Raw genomic sequence first — 15,869 nt, forward strand, 5'->3', positions numbered from 1 at the left:
GCTCCTGTCCGTGCCGCAGCAGTTCCTGATCGGGCTGGTTCGTGCCTACCGTTTCTTCCTCAGTCCCTGGCTGGGCAGTGCCTGCCGCTTCGAACCCACCTGCTCGGCCTCTGCCCTGCAGGCCTTGCAGCAGCACGGTGCGGCGGCGGGCAGCTACCTGACATTGCGCCGCCTGGCGCGCTGCCACCCCTGGTGTGAAGGCGGGCACGACCCCGTCCCAGCGCAAGCGGGCGGCCTGTTCTCTCACCTTTCCTCCTCCCGCGAGAAGACTTCCCCATGACCGATATGCGCCGCACCCTGCTGTGGGTGGTGTTCCTGATGTCGCTGACCCTGCTCTGGGACGGCTGGAACAAACACAACGGGCAACCGTCGATGTTCAGCCCCGCGCCCGCGGCTCGCCCGGCCGCTTCGGCAGCGCCGGGCGCGTCGACCACTTCGCCCACGCCCCCGCAGGCCAGCACCGTCGCACCCAGCGCCGCCACGGCCGCGAGTGCGCCCGCGGCTGGTCTGCCGGCGGAAAAGGTCACCGTCACCACCGATCTCGTGAAGGCCACGTTCGACAGCACGGGCGGGGCCCTGGTGCGCCTGGAACTGCTGCAACAGCAGGAGCAGAACCAGGCCGACATCGTCGACCGCGTGATGGGCTATTTCAAGGGCAGCGCCGACAAGCCGGACCCGAAGGCGGCGAAGCAGAACGTCATCCTGTTCGACCAGTCGAGCGAGCGCTACTACGTGGCGCAGACCGGCCTGTGGCCGAGCACCGGTGGCCCCGGCGCCTTGCCCGAACACCATACGGTGATGCGCGTCGTTCCCGGCGAGCGCGAGCTGAAGGAAGGCGCCAAGGAGCTGAAGCTCGCCTTTGAGTCGCCCGAGGTCAACGGCGTGAAGCTGATCAAGACCTACACCTTCAAGCGCGGTGACTACGCCATCGGCGTCACGCACGAAGTTGTCAACGGCTCTGCGGCGGCACTCAGCCCGCGCCTGTACCTGCAGCTGGTGCGCGACGGCAACCCGCCCCCGGGCGGCTCGTTCTTCTACGGTACCTTCACCGGCCCGGCGGTCTACACCGAGGCCAACAAGTTTCAGAAGGTCGAGTTCAAGGATCTGAACAAGGGCAAGGCCGTCAAGGAAAGCGCCGACAACGGCTGGGTCGCGATGCTGCAGCACTACTTTGCCTCGGCCTGGCTGGTGGGCGGCAAGCAGGCGCGCGACATCTACGCCGACAAGGTGCCCGGCACGGCCAACGAGTTCGCGGTGGGCATGTTCCTGCCGCTGGGCGAGATCGCCGCCGGCGCGAGCAAGTCGGTGGAGGCGCAGCTGTTCGCCGGCCCACAGGAAGACAAGAAGCTCAAGTCGCTCGCCGACGTGGCGCCCGACTTCGACCTGGTGCGCGACTACGGCATCTTCACCATCCTGGCCAAGCCGCTCTTCTGGCTGCTCTCGCAGCTGCACGCCCTGCTCGGCAACTGGGGCTGGGCCATCGTCGCGCTGGTGGTGCTCTTGCGCATCGCCTTCTACTGGCTCAACGTCAGCGCCTACCGCTCGATGGCCAAGATGAAGGCCATCAACCCGCGTGTGATGGAACTGCGCGAGCGCCTGAAGGACAAGCCGCAGCAGATGCAGCAAGAGATGATGCGCATCTACCGCGAAGAGAAGGTCAACCCGCTTGGCGGCTGCCTGCCCATCCTCGTGCAGATGCCCTTCTTCATCGCGCTCTACTCGGTGCTGCTCGCCAGCGTGGAGATGCGCAACGCGCCGTGGGTCGGCTGGATCACCGACCTCTCGGTCAAGGACCCGTACTTCATCCTGCCGCTGCTGATGACCGCGTCGAGCCTGCTGCAGACCTGGCTCAACCCGACGCCGCCGGACCCGGTGCAGGCCCGCATGATGTGGATCATGCCGCTGGTGTTCTCGGTGATGTTCTTCGGCTTCCCGGCCGGCCTGGTGCTGTACTGGCTGACCAACAACATCCTTGCGATCGCCCAGCAGTGGGTCATCAACAAGCAGCTGGGCGTGCTCGGCAAGTAGCGCGCCTCAAGGGCGTGGGAAGCGTGACGAGTTCACGCTGCCCCCGCACTCCGGGGCTTGCTTGTGCGGCGCGGTCGGCGCGACGATCCGCCTCATCGAAGAGCGGTTTCAACCACGGCCTTCACCAGTCAAAGCGGGGCAGACCCGCTGGCGCGCTCTGCCACAGACACGCCAGCGGCTCGGGAGGATGCACACGCGATTCCCCCCGCGCCATCTCCCCCTGAGCTGCCCCGTCGCGGCAGCTCAGGGACAATCTCCGGCACCATGCTGCCGCGCCACCACCAGCCGATCGTTGCCATCGCCACCGCCGCAGGCCGCGGCGCGGTGGGCATCGTGCGCGCCTCGGGTCGCAACCTGCAGCCGCTGATCGACGCCCTGCTCGGCCAGGCGCTGAAAGCCCGCCACGCGAGCTACCTGCCCTTCGCCGATGCACACGGCCAGCCCATCGACCAGGGCCTGGCCATCCACTTTCCCGCCCCGCATTCGTACACCGGCGAAGACGTTCTGGAGCTGCAGGCCCACGGCGGCCCCGTCGTGCTGCAGCTGCTGCTGGCGCGTTGCCTGGAGGCTGGGCGCGACATGGGCCTGCGCCTGGCCGAGCCGGGCGAGTTCACACAGCGCGCCTACCTCAACGACAAGCTCGACCTGGCCCAGGCCGAGGCGGTGAGCGACCTGATCGATGCCAGCACCGAAGCCGCCGCGCGCTCGGCCAGCCGTTCGCTGAGCGGCGCCTTCTCGCAGGAGATCGACGGCCTGCGCGAGCGCCTGGTCCGCCTGCGCATGCTGGTCGAGGCCACGCTCGACTTCCCCGAGGAAGACATCGACTTCCTGCAGAAGGCTGATGCGCGCGGCCAGCTCGACGCCATTGCCGCCCAACTCGACGCAGTGCTCGACCGAGCGCGCCAGGGCGCGCTGCTGCGCGAAGGCATCCAGGTCGTGCTGGCGGGCCAGCCCAACGTGGGCAAGAGTTCGTTGCTCAACGCGCTGGCCGGTGCCGAGCTCGCCATCGTCACGCCCATCCCCGGCACCACGCGCGACAAGGTCAGCCAGACCATCCAGATCGAAGGCGTGCCGCTGCACGTGATCGACACCGCCGGCCTGCGCGAAGCCGGCGACGAAGTCGAGCGCATCGGCATTGCGCGCAGCTGGGACGAGATCGCCCGTGCTGACGCGGTGTTGTTCATGCACGATCTCACCCGCCTGGGTGAATCAGCCTATGAGATCGGCGACGCACAGATCGCGCAGCGCCTTGCCCCGCTTGGCGAGCGCGTGGTCCATGTGTTCAACAAGAGCGACTTGGCCTCTGCATCGGTGATGTCGGGCATCGCCTTGTCCGCCGCCACCGGCGACGGCCTGGACGCCTTGCGTCGCACCCTCCTGCAGCTCGCCGGCTGGCATGCGCAACCCGAAGGCCTCTTCATCGCGCGCGCGCGCCATGTGCAGGCCTTGCAGCGCACGCAAGCGCATCTGCAGGCGGCTCAAGCGCAGGCCGCCTCGCGCGAACCCGCGCTCGATCTGCTTGCCGAAGAGCTGCGCCTGGCCCACAACGCGCTGTCGGAAATCACCGGAGCGTTCAGCTCGGACGATTTGCTGGGCGAGATCTTCAGCCGCTTGTGCATCGGGAAGTGAGTGTGGACTGAAGCCCCGCGTTCGCGGGGCCTGCCGATCGTGAACTCCGAACCTGCTCCCTTGAGAATTGCCGGTGCGACAAGACAGAACATGCACGAGGGAGACAGGCCATGAACACAGCATGCGAGGTGCTGCTGGTAGATCTGAATAACTTTGCGCGCTATCCGACGCTGTCGATTGGCTACATGGCGGCTGTGTTGCGGCAGTCAGGCACAAGCGTTGAGGTCTTCTCACCCTTGATGGTGGGCGTCGGCGGGGTCACGCGCGAAGCGCGCCCGCATCACTTGGGCTTGCTGGTGTCCAAGCTCAATCATCGCGTGGCCACGACGCGCGTGGCTTGGGTCCGTCGCTGGCGAGACCGGATCGCCGCGAGCAGAACCTCCGAGATCACGACCCACCATGATGCGGTCGTGCGGGGGTTCGAAGAGGCGCTGTCTCTGCACAAGCCTCAGGCCGTGCTGATCTCCACCTACCTGATGTACCGAGCGGTCTGCGAGCGCATCTGCGCCCTCTGCAAACGGTGCGGCATTCCGGTGGTCATCGGTGGCCCGTACTTCAGCCAATCCGAGGTGATTCAGGAATGGGCTTCGATTGATGGACTGACGGCGCTTGCTGCCGGCGAGGTGGAGCTTGATCTGGCGGCGATCGTGAGGGCTGTCCGGCGGGGAGGCGACCTGGCCTCGTACCAGGGCCTGATCGTCGCAAGTGGGGGTGGTCGATTCACCGGCAGGGTCGCTCCACCCCTCAAGGAGCTGGATGCAGTCCCGTTTCCGGACTACTCGGACTTTCCGTGGAATGCGTACCCGAATCGCATCGTCCCCATCGTCACCGGGCGGGGGTGTGGTTGGGGCGTGTGCACCTTCTGCAGCGATGTGACGAGCACGGCGGGCCGAACCTACCGCTCCCGCAGTCCAGCGAATGTCTTGAGTGAGATCGGCTTTCATCACGCCAGACAGGGCGTGTCGCACTTCGTGTTCACGGACCTGAAGCTCAACAGCAATGTGGCCATGTGGCGCCAGCTCGCGGCCGGTATGCAGGGGGCGGCGCCGCGCGGCGAGTGGATAGGGGCCGTGCACGTCGGCCCGGAAGCGGACAACGGCTTGTCGGAGACCGACCTTTGGAATGCGGCACGCAGTGGCTGCGTGAGGCTGACGACCGGGCTTGAAACAGGAAGTCAGCGCATCGCCGATCTGATGAAGAAGGGCTCGCGCCGCGACGCAATCAGCACCTTTCTGCACAACGCCAATTCGGCTGGGATTTCAACACGGTGCACGATGATCACCGGGTATCCGGGCGAGACCGCGGATGACGTGCATGCCAGCGCCGAGTTCCTGGAGAAGCACCAGTCCGTCATCGAGCGTGTTTCGCTCAACCGCCTGCAGGTAACCATCGGCACCGCGCTGCATCGCAGGCACGCCCAGAAGCCAGGGCGCTATCCCGGCTTCAGCATTCTCCATGAGGACTTGCGACAGGCAAGGGTGGATCACCGGTACGCAGAAGTCGAGACGGCCTCGCACCGCAAGGCCGTGATGCGCCTGCTCACGGCAGTGCATCGCATCAACCGCAAGGAGCTTGCGCCGCGTGCCCGGGCTTTCGACGGCGTGATGTAACGCTGTGGGTGTCGCACGGGTTGTGAGGCGCGCTGCGCGCGCCGATAATCCCCCTCTGCGGCGCTTCCCAGTCCGCGCCCCTTCACTCAGCGGCCACGACCCACCATGGATTTCAACGAACTGGTTCAAGCCATCCAGTCGCTCAACACCGAAGACGCGTTCCGTGCGCGCCTCACGGCCGAGCAGTGGCGCACCATCGGGCCCTACCTCACGCAGCATGACGTGCGTTCGGGCGACATGGTCATCAAGCAGGGTGACAGCGACCGCACCATGTACTTTCTGGGGCGCGGCTCGCTGCAGGTCTTCATGACGGGGGGCCCTCCGGGCAGCAACCGCATCGCCATCTTGCGTCCGGGTTCGGTGGTGGGCGAGCCGGGCATCTTCATCGACGGTCCGCGCACCGCCAATGTCGAGGCCATGACACCGTCCATCATCTGGGCCCTGCGCGGCCCGCGCCTCGAGGAGCTGGCCCAGCGTTCGCCAGCACTTGCGCTTGAACTGGTGCGCGCGGCGGGCGGCGTGATGGCGGCTCGCATGCGCGCCAACATCACCAAGCAGACGCCGATCACCTGAGCGCCCCCTCTGCTGGCGGCCATTCCGCCACGCAGAACTATTTGTCTCCCATGTGACGGGTTCGAAGGGGTAAGCCCGGTCGCCGTGCCTGCGGCCGGGCACTACCCTAGCTCGCGGTCGCCGCGGCACGGGCGTCCGAAATCAACCGAACAAACGACACACAGGAGACACACCCATGCCCTCCCTTTCTCCCCTGCGCCTGGCTGTCCTGGCCGCCAGCGTTCTGCTCGCGTCCTGCGGTGGGGACGACGACCCCGCACCTGCCCCGGTTCCGGAAGAAACCCGCGCGCAGGACTCGCGCACGTTCACCGCCACCGCCGCCACCACCTTCAGCGCCATGGCCGCCGCCGCCGGCGACGTGGTCGATATGAGCACCACCAGCCGCTGGGCGGGGGTGCTGAACGGTGCGGCCTACCGCGTCGAAGTGCCGCAGAACTGGAACGGCAAGCTGGTGATGTACGCCCACGGCTATGCCGGCACGGGGGCGGCGCTGGGTGTGAGCAACCCGTCGATCCGCCGCTACCTGATCCAGAACGGCTATGCCTGGGCTGCTTCCAGCTACAGCAAGAACTACTACGACGTGCGCGCCGGTGTCGAGGACACCAATGCGCTGGCGCTGGAGTTCACCACGATCGCGGCTGCCAACTCGCGCCCGCTGACCGCCCCGACCAAGATCTTCATCACCGGCCACTCGATGGGCGGCCACATCACCGCGGCGGCCATCGAAGACGAGGCCTACGCCACCGCCGTGCACAAGGTCCGCTACAACGGTGCGGTGCCGATGTGCGGGGTGGTGGGCGACACCGAGCTGTTCAACGAATTCGCTGCGATGCAGGTCACTGCGCAGGCGCTCGCCGGTGTGCCTGCCTACCCCACCAACAAGTGGACTGACATCCAGGCGCTGGTGACGAGCACGCTGTTCTCGACCTTCAACACCACGCCGGCCTTCCCCACCCCCTCAATCGTCGCCAGAGCAGGGGCCGGTACGCAGTACGTGTCGGTCCTGCAGAACATCACCGGCGGGCCGCGGCCGATGTTTGCGCAGGGGCTCGCCTACGGGCAGTCCTTCCCGTCGGCCTATGGCACGTTCGCCGCCGACCCCACCACGCCCGTCGGTTCGGTGACCGGCATCCTCAACAAGAATGTGCTGGACACGACCGGCTTCACCTACACGATCGATGGCGATGCCGCCGCCTCGACCGCGCTGAACGCATCGGCACAGAAGATCACGCCCGCGGCGGATGCGAACCGCCTGCGCACCGATGGCCTGCGCTGGATTCCCAAGGCGAATGGCGAGTTCAAGATCCCGGTGGTGTCGATCCACACGCTGGGTGACTTGTTCGTGCCCTTCAGCATGGAGCAGGTCTACCAAAGGCGTGTCGCCGCCAAGGGCAACAGCGCCTACCTGGTGCAGCGTGCCATCCGCGGCATCAGCCACTGCGACTTCACCGTGGCCGAGCAGGTGCAGGCCTTCTCCGACATGGTCGCGTGGGAAGCCGGTGGCGCGAAGCCGGCGGGCGACGATGTCGTGACCGCGGCGACCGTGGCGGCGCCCACCTACGGCTGCACCTTCACGGTGAACACGCCGGGGGCGGACGACTCCGCCGGCACGCTTGGCCTGCGGCAGATCATCGCTGCGACCACGGCGGCGTGCCCGTGATGAGGCTGCGCCATTCGCGCTGATGTTCGCGCTGATGTCTCAGGGGCCTTCGGGCCCCTTTTTCATGGCGGTCGATTCAGAGCCGCCCGAGCAGCTTGCTCTCCGCCAGCGACAAGGCCTCGGGCCGCCCCGACAGCACCAGGGTGTCGCCCGCCGCGAGCATCAAGCCCTCATCGGGCTTGGTGACGGCACCGGAGGCGCGCCGCACCGACACCACCGTCACGCCCACTGCGTGCAGGGCCAGGTCGGCGAGCGGCCGGCCCAGGCTGGCCGCAGCCGGCGGCAGGTTCACGCTCAGCAGGCGCGCCTGCTGCAGGTCGTCGATGGTGTCGTCGTCGGCGCCGTGGAAGTAGCCGCGCAGCAGGCTGTAGCGCGCATCTCGCTGGTCCTGCACCACGCGGATCACGCGCCGCATGGGCACGCCCACCAGCGCCAGCGCGTGGCTGGCCAGCATCAGCGAGCCTTCGATGGCTTCGGGCACCACCTCGGTGGCGCCGGCGGCCTGCAGGCGCTCGATGTCGGAGTCGTCGAGCGTGCGCACGATCACCGGCACCGTGGGCGCATGGGCCTGCACCAGGCGCAGGATCTTCAGCGCCGAGGGCGTGTCGTGGTAGCTCACCACCACCGCGCTGGCGCGCGCCAGGCCGGCGGCCATCAGGCTTTGCAGGCGCGCGGCGTCGCCGAACACCACGCTCTGGCCGGCGGCCGCGGCCTGGCGCACGCGGTCGGGATCGAGGTCGAGCGCCATGTAGGGGATGCGCTCGCCGTCGAGCAGGCGTGCCAGGTTCTGGCCGCTGCGGCCGTAGCCGGCGATGATGATGTGGGCCTCGGTGTTGATCGCGCGCTTGGCGATGGTCGTCATGGCCACCGACTGCATCAGCCAGTCGTTGGCCGACAGGCGCATCACGATGCGGTTGCTGTACATCACGATCAGCGGCGTGGCCAGCATCGACAGCACCATGCTCGCCAGCACCGGGCTTTGCAGCGAGGCCGGCAGCAGCTGCTGCTGCGTCGCCAAGTTCACCAGCACGAAGCCGAACTCACCGGCCTGCGCGAGGTACAGGCCGGTACGCAGCGCCACGCCGGGTGCGGCGCCGAAGAGCCGCGCGAGCGCCGCCACCAGCACGAACTTGAACAGCACCGGCAGCAGGCACAAGAGCAGCACCAGCGGCCACTGGGCGAGCAGGATCTCGCCGTCGAGCTTCATGCCGATGGTGATGAAGAACAGGCCCAGCAGCACATCGTGGAAGGGCCGGATGTCGGTCTCCACCTGGTGCTTGTACTCGGTCTCGGCGATCAGCATGCCGGCCACGAAGGCGCCCAGCGCCAGCGACAGCCCGGCGTGCTCGGTGAGCCAGGCCAGGCCCAGCGTGACCAGCAGCAGGTTGAGGACGAACAGTTCCTCGCTCTTGCGACGTGCCACCAGGGTCAGCCACCAGCGCATCACGCGCTGGCCGCCCACCAGCAGCACCGTCAGCAGCGCGCCGGCCTTCAGGGCGGCAAGGGCCAGCGCCTGCGCGAGCGCCTCGGGCGATGAGCCCAGTGCGGGGATCAGCACCAGCAGCGGCACCACCGCCAAGTCCTGGAACAGCAGCACGCCCATCACGCGCCGGCCGTGCTCGCTTTCCAGCTCCAGCCGCTCGGCCATCAGCTTGACGACGATGGCTGTGCTGCTCATCGCGAGCGCGCCGCCGAGCGCCACCGCGCTCTGCCAGTTCAGCCCCCACTGCCGCCCGGCCAGTGCGAACGCCCAGGCCAGCAGCGCGTTGCCGGCCACCGCCACCAGCATAGTCAGTGCCACCTGGCTCAGGCCGAGTCCGAACACCACCTTGCGCATGCTCTTGAGCTTGGGCAGGTTGAACTCCAGCCCGATCACGAACATCAGGAACACCACGCCGAACTCGGCCAGGTAGGTGATGCCCGAGGAGTCCTTGGCCAGCGCCAGCGCGTTGGGGCCGATCAGCACGCCCACCGCCAGGTAGCCCAGCATGGGCGGCAGGCGCAGCATGCGGCAGGCCACCACGCCGCCGACCGCGGCCACGAGGTAGAGCAGGATCAGTTCGAGGGTGGAGACCATGGAAGCGCGTTGGCGCAAGCGGCGTGCCTACAATCGCCGCATCCTACTGGACGCCCTCTCAGCGGGCCGATTTGCGCCGTGTCTGATCAAGCTGCTCCCACCTCTTCTTTCGATGCCGAACGTGCGCTGAAACTCGCGCGCGACACCTTCGACATCGAAGCCAAGGCCTTGCTCGGCCTGAAGGCGCGCCAGGGCACCGAATTCGCGCAGGCCGTGAAGGCCATGCTCGACTGCCGCGGCCGCGTGGTCGTGATGGGCATGGGCAAGAGCGGGCACGTGGGGAACAAGATCGCCGCCACGCTCGCTTCCACCGGCACGCCGGCGTTCTTCGTGCACCCGGCCGAGGCCAGCCACGGCGACCTCGGCATGGTCACACCCCATGACGTGGTGCTGGCGCTGTCCAACTCGGGCGAGGTCGACGAACTCACCGCCATCCTGCCTGCACTCAAGCGCGTGGGGGTGACACTCGTGGCCATTACCGGCCGTGCCGAATCGACGCTCGCGCAGCACGCCGACCTCACGCTCAGCAGCGCGGTCGACGAAGAAGCCTGCCCGCTCAACCTCGCGCCCACCGCGAGCACCACCGCGCAGATGGCGCTCGGCGACGCGCTCGCCGTGGCCCTGCTCGACGCGCGCGGCTTCCGCGAAGAGGACTTCGCCCGCTCGCACCCCGGCGGCAGCCTGGGCCGCAAGCTGCTCACCCACGTGCGCGACGTGATGCGCTGTGGCGATGCCGTGCCGCGGGTCGCGCCCGACACCCCCTTCGTTCAGATGATGCGCGAGATGACGCAAAAAGGCCTGGGTGCCACCGCCATCACCGACGCGCAGGGGCGCGTGCAGGGCATCTTCACCGCCGGCGACCTGCGCCGCTGCATCGAACAGGGCCGCGACCTGCGCGACCTGGTGGCCGCCGACGTGATGCACCCGCGGCCGCGCACCATTCGCCCCGAGGTGCTGGCGGTGGAGGCGGCCGACCTGATGGAAGCCCACCGCATCACCAGCGTGCTGGTCGTCGACGCCGATGGCACGCTGGTCGGTGCGCTCAACTCCAACGACCTGATGCGCGCCAAGGTCATCTGATGCGCGAGCCGATGCGTCAGATCACCCCGGTGCTTCAGTTCCCACCCGAACTGCTGCTGAAAGCGCAGCCTGTTCGCGCGGCCATCTTCGACGTCGACGGCGTGCTGACCGATGGCCGCATCTACCTCAGCGAGCGCGGCGAAGAGTTCAAGGCCTACAGCACGCTCGACGGCCATGGCCTCAAGCTGTTGGCGCAGGGCGGCATCACGCCGGTGGTGATCACAGGGCGCGATTCGCCGGCCGTGCGCCGCCGCGTGGCCGACCTCGGCATCGCGCACGCCATCTATGGGGCACACGACAAGCTGGCCGCTGCCGAGACCGTGCTCCAGACACTGCAGCTGGGGTGGGAGTCGCTCGCCGCGATGGGCGACGACTGGCCCGACCTGCCCCTGCTGGTGCGCGCCGGCTTCGCCTGTGCCCCCGCCAACGCCCATGCCGAGGCCAAGGCCGCCGCGCACCATGTGACCACGGCCCCAGGTGGCCATGGCGCGGCGCGTGAATGCTGCGACCTGCTGCTCACCGCCGCCGGCCGCTATGCGCCGCTGCTGCGCGGCCATCTGGTCACGCTCGATGGACGTTCCTGAGGTTCTCGGCCTCGACGACCCGGTGGTCCTTGCGCCGCCGGCCCCCGCCGCCTCGCACTACGTGACCCAGCCCTGGCGCTGGCGTCTGTTGGAATGGGTGTCGTCCTACCTGCCCCTGCTGCTGATGGCGTTGCTTGCCCTCGGCACCTGGTGGCTGGTGAAGAGCACGCCGCTGGCCGGCGAGGCGCGCACCGCCGCCGCTCCGCGGCACGAACCTGACTACGAGATGCGCAACTTCGCGGTGCAGCGCTTCACACCTGAAGGCCCGCTGCGGGCGCAGATCGAAGGCGATGCGCTGCGCCACTATCCCGACACCGACACGGTCGAGATCGACAACGTGCGCCTGCGCGCCGTGGCTCCCGATGGCCGCGTGACGCGCGCCACCGCGCGGCGTGCCATCGCCAACGGGGCGGCCACCGAAGTGCAGCTGTTCGGGGTGGCCGAGATCATCCGGGACGGCCAGGGGGACGGCGATGCGCCCATCCATTTCCGCAGCGAATTCCTGCACGCCTTTCTCGACACCGAACGCGTGCGCTCGCACCTGCCGGTGACCGTCACGCGCGGTGACACCGAGGTGCGTGCCGATGGCGGCATGGAGTACGACCACCTGGCACGCCTGATCCAGTTCGGCGGACGCATGCGCGCGAGCTTTCCGCCCAAGGGGCAGCCATGACGATGGCTCCGCTGCTGTTCGTGACGGGCGCCTCCAGCGGCATCGGACAGGCCTTGGCCGCGCGCTTCTACCGCGCCGGCTACCGGCTCGCACTGGTGGCACGCCGCGCGAACGAGGTGCAGGCCTGGGCTCAGTCGCAAGGCCTCGATGCGGCGCGCTACGCCGTCTACGCCGCCGACGTGCGCGACATCGCCAGCATCACCGGCGCCGGCCAGGCCTGCCTCGCGGCCCAGGGCCTGCCCGATGTGGTGATTGCCAATGCCGGCATCAGCATCGGCATGGACACCGCGGTGTACAGCGACCTGGAGGTCATGCGTGCCACCTACGAGACCAACAACCTCGGCATGGCCGCGACCTTCCAGCCGTTCATCACGCCGATGCGCGCACGACGCGCCGGCACGCTGGTGGGCATCGCCAGCGTGGCCGGCATCCGCGGCCTGCCGGGCCATGGGGCCTACTGTTCCAGCAAGGCGGCCGTCATCAGCTACTGCGAAAGCCTGCGGGGGGAGTTGCGGCCCGACGGCGTGAAGGTGGTGACCGTCGGCCCCGGCTACGTGGCCACGCCGCTCACGAGCAAGAACCGCTATGGCATGCCCTTCCTGATGCAGCCCGACGCGTTCGCCGACAAGGCCTACCAAGCCATCGCGTCCGGGGTGAGTTACCGCGTCATCCCTTGGCAGATGGGTGTCGTGGCCAGGCTGCTGCGCGCCTTGCCGAACCCTCTGTTCGACCTCGTGCTGGCCGGGCGGCCGCGCAAGCACCGACAGGGCGAGTAACCCGCGGCAGCGCTTGCCTGAGTGAGCGCCCATGAAAAAAGCGGTGGGGCTTGTCGCACCACCGCTTCTTGTTTGCTGCTGAACCCGGTTTCGTGAAGCAGCTCAGCGCATCGGATCAGTAACCGCCGCGGCCACCGCCGCCGCCGCCGTAGCCGCCGCCACCACCGGAGCGGCCACCGCCGCCACCGCCGGAGCCGCCACCACCACCGGAGCGGCCACCGCCGCCGCCACCGTAGCCGCCGCCACCACCGCCGCCGTAACCACCGCCACCGCCGCCGTAGCCGCCGCCACCACCAGAGCGGCCACCGCCGCCGTAGCCACCGCCGCCACCGGAGCGACCACCGCCACCGAAGCCACCCGGGCGCTCTTCGCGGGGGCGTGCCTCGTTGACCACGACCGCGCGGCCATCGAGGGCCTGGCCGTTCATGCCGTTGATGGCCGATTGGGCCTCGGCATCAGAACCCATTTCGACGAAACCGAAGCCCTTGGAGCGGCCGGTGTCGCGGTCCATCATCACCTTGGCCGATGAGACGGTGCCGAATTGGGCGAATGCTTGTTGAAGATCGTCGTCGCGAACGCTGTATGCGAGGTTACCGACGTAGAGTTTATTGCCCATGAAGAGCGCCTTTCTTTCCTGATGACACAGAGAACAAATGTGGAGCTTCTACCTATCCTGAACCATTCAAGCGAAGGCGCTGCATCCAAACCGGGAAATTCCATTATCAAGTAATAGCGCAAAGCGTTGCAAATAGTGGTAAGCCCTGCGATTCACCTGCCCTGAAAGTGTTGTTTTCGGGGCAGGTGGCATTGGACAGGCCGGCTCCGGTATGTGCCATCCCTATGATGGCGAGGCCCCACTTGCACGCCTGCCCCCATGAACGTGCGCATCGCCAGCCTGGTTCCCAGCCTCACCGAATTGGTGGTGCAACTGGGTTTGGGCGATCGACTGGTGGCACGCACGGGGTTTTGCATTCACCCGGCCGACCAATTGCAGGCGGTGCCCAAAGTCGGCGGCACCAAGGACGTGAATCTCGCCAAACTGCAGCAGCTGGCCCCCACCCATGTGCTGCTGAACGTGGATGAAAACCGCCGCGATACCGCCGAGGCACTGCAGTCGCTCGGCGCGCAACTCATCGTCACCCACCCGTGCGGCCCTGAAGACAACCTGAACCTGGTCGATCAGCTGGCCCGCGCCTTTGCCGGCCTGCCCGGGGTGGCCGAGCGTGCGCAGGCGCTGCGTGATTCGATCGGCGACGAACTGCGCCAGACGGCTGCGGTGGGCCGACCGCCGTGCCGTGTGCTGTACCTGATCTGGCACGGGCCGTGGATGACGGTCGCGCGCGACACCTACATCTCGCGCATGCTGGCCCGCGTGAACTGGCTGACCGAGCCCGCGCGCGATGGCGGCGAGCGCGGTGCGGCGCGCTATCCCGCGCTGCGTGGCGACGAGCCCTGGCTCGCCGATGTCGAGCGCGTGTTGCTCAGCTCCGAGCCCTTCAGCTTCAGCGACGAGCACCAGCGGCAGGCCCAGGCGCTGTGCCCCCACGCCCAAGTGCAACGCGTCGACGGCGAGCTGCTCAGCTGGTACGGCCCGCGCGCGGTGCCGGGTTTGCGCTATCTGCGCGAACTCGCCGCCACCTAACAGAATGCGGCGATGGACATCTACAAGCCGCTGATCGCCCTGCTCGCCATCGTCAACCCGATCGGCGTGATCCCCTTCTACATCCACTTCACCGAAGGCTTCACGCGCGAACAACGCCGGCGCACGGTGCGCGTGGCGGCCTTCAGCGCCTTCATGGTGATCTCGGTGAGCGCGCTGGCAGGCCTGAAGATCATCGAGTTCTTCGGCATTTCGCTGGCGTCGTTCCAGGTTGGCGGCGGCACATTGCTGCTGATCTCGGCGCTGCAGATGCTCAACGCTCAGCCGGCCGAGACGCGCAAGGAAGACGTGAGCGAAGGCGACGACAAGGTCGACGCCGGCGACAGCATCGCCGTGGTGCCGCTCACCATCCCGCTGCTGACCGGGCCGGCCACCATTTCGACCATGGTCATCTATGCCGACAAGACGCGCCACTGGTGGGAGCTGGCCTTTCTGGTCGGCTATGGCGTGGTGATCGGCATCGCCGTGTGGCTCGCCTTCAGTGCGGCCGGGCGCATCGCCCGCGTGCTGGGCAAGACCGGCATCAACGTGATGACGCGGCTGATGGGGCTGATCCTGGCCGCGCTCGCGGTCGAGGTGATGTCGGACGGGCTGATCAAGCTCTTCCCTGTGCTGGCGGGTGCCGTGCGCTGAGACAACACCTGTGGTTGTCGAGCACGCGCTGGCGTGCATTCGACGGCTAGACTCCGCGACGAACTGCCCGGCAGCTTTCGTGACCCCTTCCACCTACGACTACATCATCTGCGGCGCCGGCACCGCCGGCTGCCTGCTGGCCAACCGGCTCTCGGCCGACCCAGCCAAGCGGGTGCTGCTGATCGAAGCCGGCGGCAACGACGACTACCTCTGGATCCACATCCCGGTCGGCTACCTGTACTGCATCGGCAACCCGCGCACCGACTGGCTCTACTTCACCGACGAAGACCCCGGCCTCAACGGCCGCAAGCTGCGCTACCCGCGCGGCAAGGTGATGGGCGGCTGCTCCAGCATCAACGGCATGATCTACATGCGCGGCCAGGCGCGTGACTACGACCACTGGGGCGCGCTCGGCAACGAGGGCTGGAGCTGGCGCGAATGCCTGCCCGCCTTCATGAAGCACGAAGACTTCCACAAGGGCGCCGACGAGGTGCACGCCGCGCCCGGCTTCGACCCCACCGGCGCGCGCCCCGGCGGCGAGTGGCGCGTCGAGAAGCAGCGCCTGCGCTGGGACGTGCTCGACGCCTTCGCGCAGGCCGCGCAAGAGGCCGGCATCCCGCACAGCAGCGACTTCAACCGCGGCGACAACGAAGGCGTGGGCTACTTCGACGTGAACCAGCGCCGCGGCATCCGCTGGAACGCGGCCAAGGCCTTTCTGCGGCCGGTCCAGCACCGCGAGAACCTGCAGGTGTGGATGGGTGCGCACATCTCGCGCGTGCTGCTGGACAACGAACGACGTGCCACCGGCGTCGAGGTGCTGCCGCAGGGCGGCGGTGCGCCGCTCCAGGTGAAGGCGCGCGCCGAGGTGATCCTCGCCACCGGGGCG

At 68.0% G+C, this 15,869-nt stretch carries 15 protein-coding genes; 13 read left to right on the forward strand and 2 right to left on the reverse strand.

Features of this window, described 5'->3' with window-relative positions; genetic code table 11:
* Positions 1–10 precede the first annotated feature (10 nt).
* The 6 genes from yidD (at position 11) to VFL64_RS13595 (ending at position 7,500) form a co-directional block, all read left to right on the forward strand.
* Positions 11–280, forward strand: a complete 270-nt coding sequence (gene yidD / locus VFL64_RS13570; protein ID WP_489540922.1) for a membrane protein insertion efficiency factor YidD — start codon at positions 11–13, stop codon at positions 278–280.
* Entirely contained in the window at positions 277–2,028 is a 1,752-nt protein-coding gene (gene yidC, locus VFL64_RS13575; protein ID WP_489540909.1) for a membrane protein insertase YidC, read from the forward strand. Before yidD ends, yidC begins: the two co-directional genes overlap by 4 nt.
* Before the next feature lie 264 nt (positions 2,029–2,292).
* Entirely contained in the window at positions 2,293–3,657 is a 1,365-nt protein-coding gene (gene mnmE / locus VFL64_RS13580; RefSeq protein WP_489540910.1) for a tRNA uridine-5-carboxymethylaminomethyl(34) synthesis GTPase MnmE, read from the forward strand.
* Between the two features lie 110 nt (positions 3,658–3,767).
* Entirely contained in the window at positions 3,768–5,267 is a 1,500-nt protein-coding gene (locus tag VFL64_RS13585) for a B12-binding domain-containing radical SAM protein (protein WP_489540911.1), read from the forward strand.
* A 105-nt stretch (positions 5,268–5,372) separates the two neighbouring features.
* Positions 5,373–5,840, forward strand: a complete 468-nt coding sequence (locus VFL64_RS13590; protein WP_489540912.1) for a cyclic nucleotide-binding domain-containing protein — start codon at positions 5,373–5,375, stop codon at positions 5,838–5,840.
* Between the two features lie 175 nt (positions 5,841–6,015).
* The gene (locus tag VFL64_RS13595) at positions 6,016–7,500 is read left to right on the forward strand and encodes an alpha/beta hydrolase family protein (RefSeq protein WP_489540913.1); all 1,485 of its coding nucleotides are present in this window, start codon (positions 6,016–6,018) and stop codon (positions 7,498–7,500) included.
* 76 nt (positions 7,501–7,576) lie between these two features.
* On the opposite strand, the gene VFL64_RS13600 is transcribed toward VFL64_RS13595, so the two are convergent.
* Positions 7,577–9,577: a monovalent cation:proton antiporter family protein gene (locus tag VFL64_RS13600; protein ID WP_489540914.1), complete on the reverse strand. Its 2,001-nt coding sequence runs from the start codon at positions 9,575–9,577 to the stop codon at positions 7,577–7,579.
* 78 nt (positions 9,578–9,655) lie between these two features.
* Between VFL64_RS13600 and VFL64_RS13605 the strand changes: the two genes are divergently transcribed.
* From VFL64_RS13605 to VFL64_RS13620, 4 genes are read left to right on the forward strand one after another with little or no spacing between them, the layout of a single operon-like run.
* Positions 9,656–10,657 (forward strand): KpsF/GutQ family sugar-phosphate isomerase, encoded by a 1,002-nt coding sequence (locus VFL64_RS13605; protein ID WP_489540915.1) that lies wholly within the window; start codon positions 9,656–9,658, stop codon positions 10,655–10,657.
* An 11-nt stretch (positions 10,658–10,668) separates the two neighbouring features.
* A complete protein-coding gene (locus VFL64_RS13610) occupies positions 10,669–11,241 on the forward strand; it encodes a KdsC family phosphatase (RefSeq protein ID WP_489540916.1) in 573 nt (190 codons plus the stop codon).
* Positions 11,228–11,914: an LPS export ABC transporter periplasmic protein LptC gene (lptC, locus tag VFL64_RS13615; RefSeq protein WP_489540917.1), complete on the forward strand. Its 687-nt coding sequence runs from the start codon at positions 11,228–11,230 to the stop codon at positions 11,912–11,914. The genes VFL64_RS13610 and lptC overlap by 14 nt, the downstream gene beginning before the upstream one ends.
* Positions 11,915–11,916: 2 nt before the next feature.
* Positions 11,917–12,690: an SDR family oxidoreductase gene (locus tag VFL64_RS13620; RefSeq protein ID WP_489540923.1), complete on the forward strand. Its 774-nt coding sequence runs from the start codon at positions 11,917–11,919 to the stop codon at positions 12,688–12,690.
* 115 nt (positions 12,691–12,805) lie between these two features.
* Here the strand turns inward: VFL64_RS13620 and rbp are convergent, their stop codons facing one another.
* On the reverse strand, positions 12,806–13,306 hold the full coding sequence (gene rbp / locus VFL64_RS13625) for an RNA-binding regulator (protein ID WP_489540918.1): 501 nt from the start codon (positions 13,304–13,306) through the stop codon (positions 12,806–12,808).
* Between the two features lie 258 nt (positions 13,307–13,564).
* Between rbp and VFL64_RS13630 the strand changes: the two genes are divergently transcribed.
* From VFL64_RS13630 to VFL64_RS13640, 3 genes are all read left to right on the forward strand, one after another.
* Positions 13,565–14,332 (forward strand): helical backbone metal receptor, encoded by a 768-nt coding sequence (locus tag VFL64_RS13630; RefSeq protein ID WP_489540919.1) that lies wholly within the window; start codon positions 13,565–13,567, stop codon positions 14,330–14,332.
* A gap of 12 nt (positions 14,333–14,344) precedes the next feature.
* Positions 14,345–14,983, forward strand: coding sequence for a MarC family protein (locus VFL64_RS13635; protein ID WP_489540920.1), 639 nt, complete (start codon positions 14,345–14,347; stop codon positions 14,981–14,983).
* Positions 14,984–15,062: 79 nt separating this feature from the next.
* Positions 15,063–15,869, forward strand: an 807-nt coding sequence (locus VFL64_RS13640) for a GMC family oxidoreductase (protein WP_489540921.1), incomplete at its 3' end; no start/stop codon positions are given.

This window comes from Rhizobacter sp., from assembly GCF_035702065.1.
Lineage (GTDB): Bacteria > Pseudomonadota > Gammaproteobacteria > Burkholderiales > Burkholderiaceae_C > Rhizobacter.

Coding starts and splice junctions, on each gene's coding strand:
- yidC (WP_489540909.1), top strand. CDS start 277: ATGACCGATATGCGCCGCACCCTGCTGTGGGTGGTGTTCCTGATGTCG.
- lptC (WP_489540917.1), top strand. CDS start 11,228: ATGGACGTTCCTGAGGTTCTCGGCCTCGACGACCCGGTGGTCCTTGCG.
- VFL64_RS13585 (WP_489540911.1), top strand. CDS start 3,768: ATGAACACAGCATGCGAGGTGCTGCTGGTAGATCTGAATAACTTTGCG.
- mnmE (WP_489540910.1), top strand. CDS start 2,293: ATGCTGCCGCGCCACCACCAGCCGATCGTTGCCATCGCCACCGCCGCA.
- VFL64_RS13620 (WP_489540923.1), top strand. CDS start 11,917: ATGGCTCCGCTGCTGTTCGTGACGGGCGCCTCCAGCGGCATCGGACAG.
- rbp (WP_489540918.1), bottom strand. CDS start 13,306: ATGGGCAATAAACTCTACGTCGGTAACCTCGCATACAGCGTTCGCGAC.
- VFL64_RS13630 (WP_489540919.1), top strand. CDS start 13,565: ATGAACGTGCGCATCGCCAGCCTGGTTCCCAGCCTCACCGAATTGGTG.
- VFL64_RS13595 (WP_489540913.1), top strand. CDS start 6,016: ATGCCCTCCCTTTCTCCCCTGCGCCTGGCTGTCCTGGCCGCCAGCGTT.
- VFL64_RS13600 (WP_489540914.1), bottom strand. CDS start 9,577: ATGGTCTCCACCCTCGAACTGATCCTGCTCTACCTCGTGGCCGCGGTC.
- VFL64_RS13635 (WP_489540920.1), top strand. CDS start 14,345: ATGGACATCTACAAGCCGCTGATCGCCCTGCTCGCCATCGTCAACCCG.
- VFL64_RS13590 (WP_489540912.1), top strand. CDS start 5,373: ATGGATTTCAACGAACTGGTTCAAGCCATCCAGTCGCTCAACACCGAA.
- VFL64_RS13610 (WP_489540916.1), top strand. CDS start 10,669: ATGCGTCAGATCACCCCGGTGCTTCAGTTCCCACCCGAACTGCTGCTG.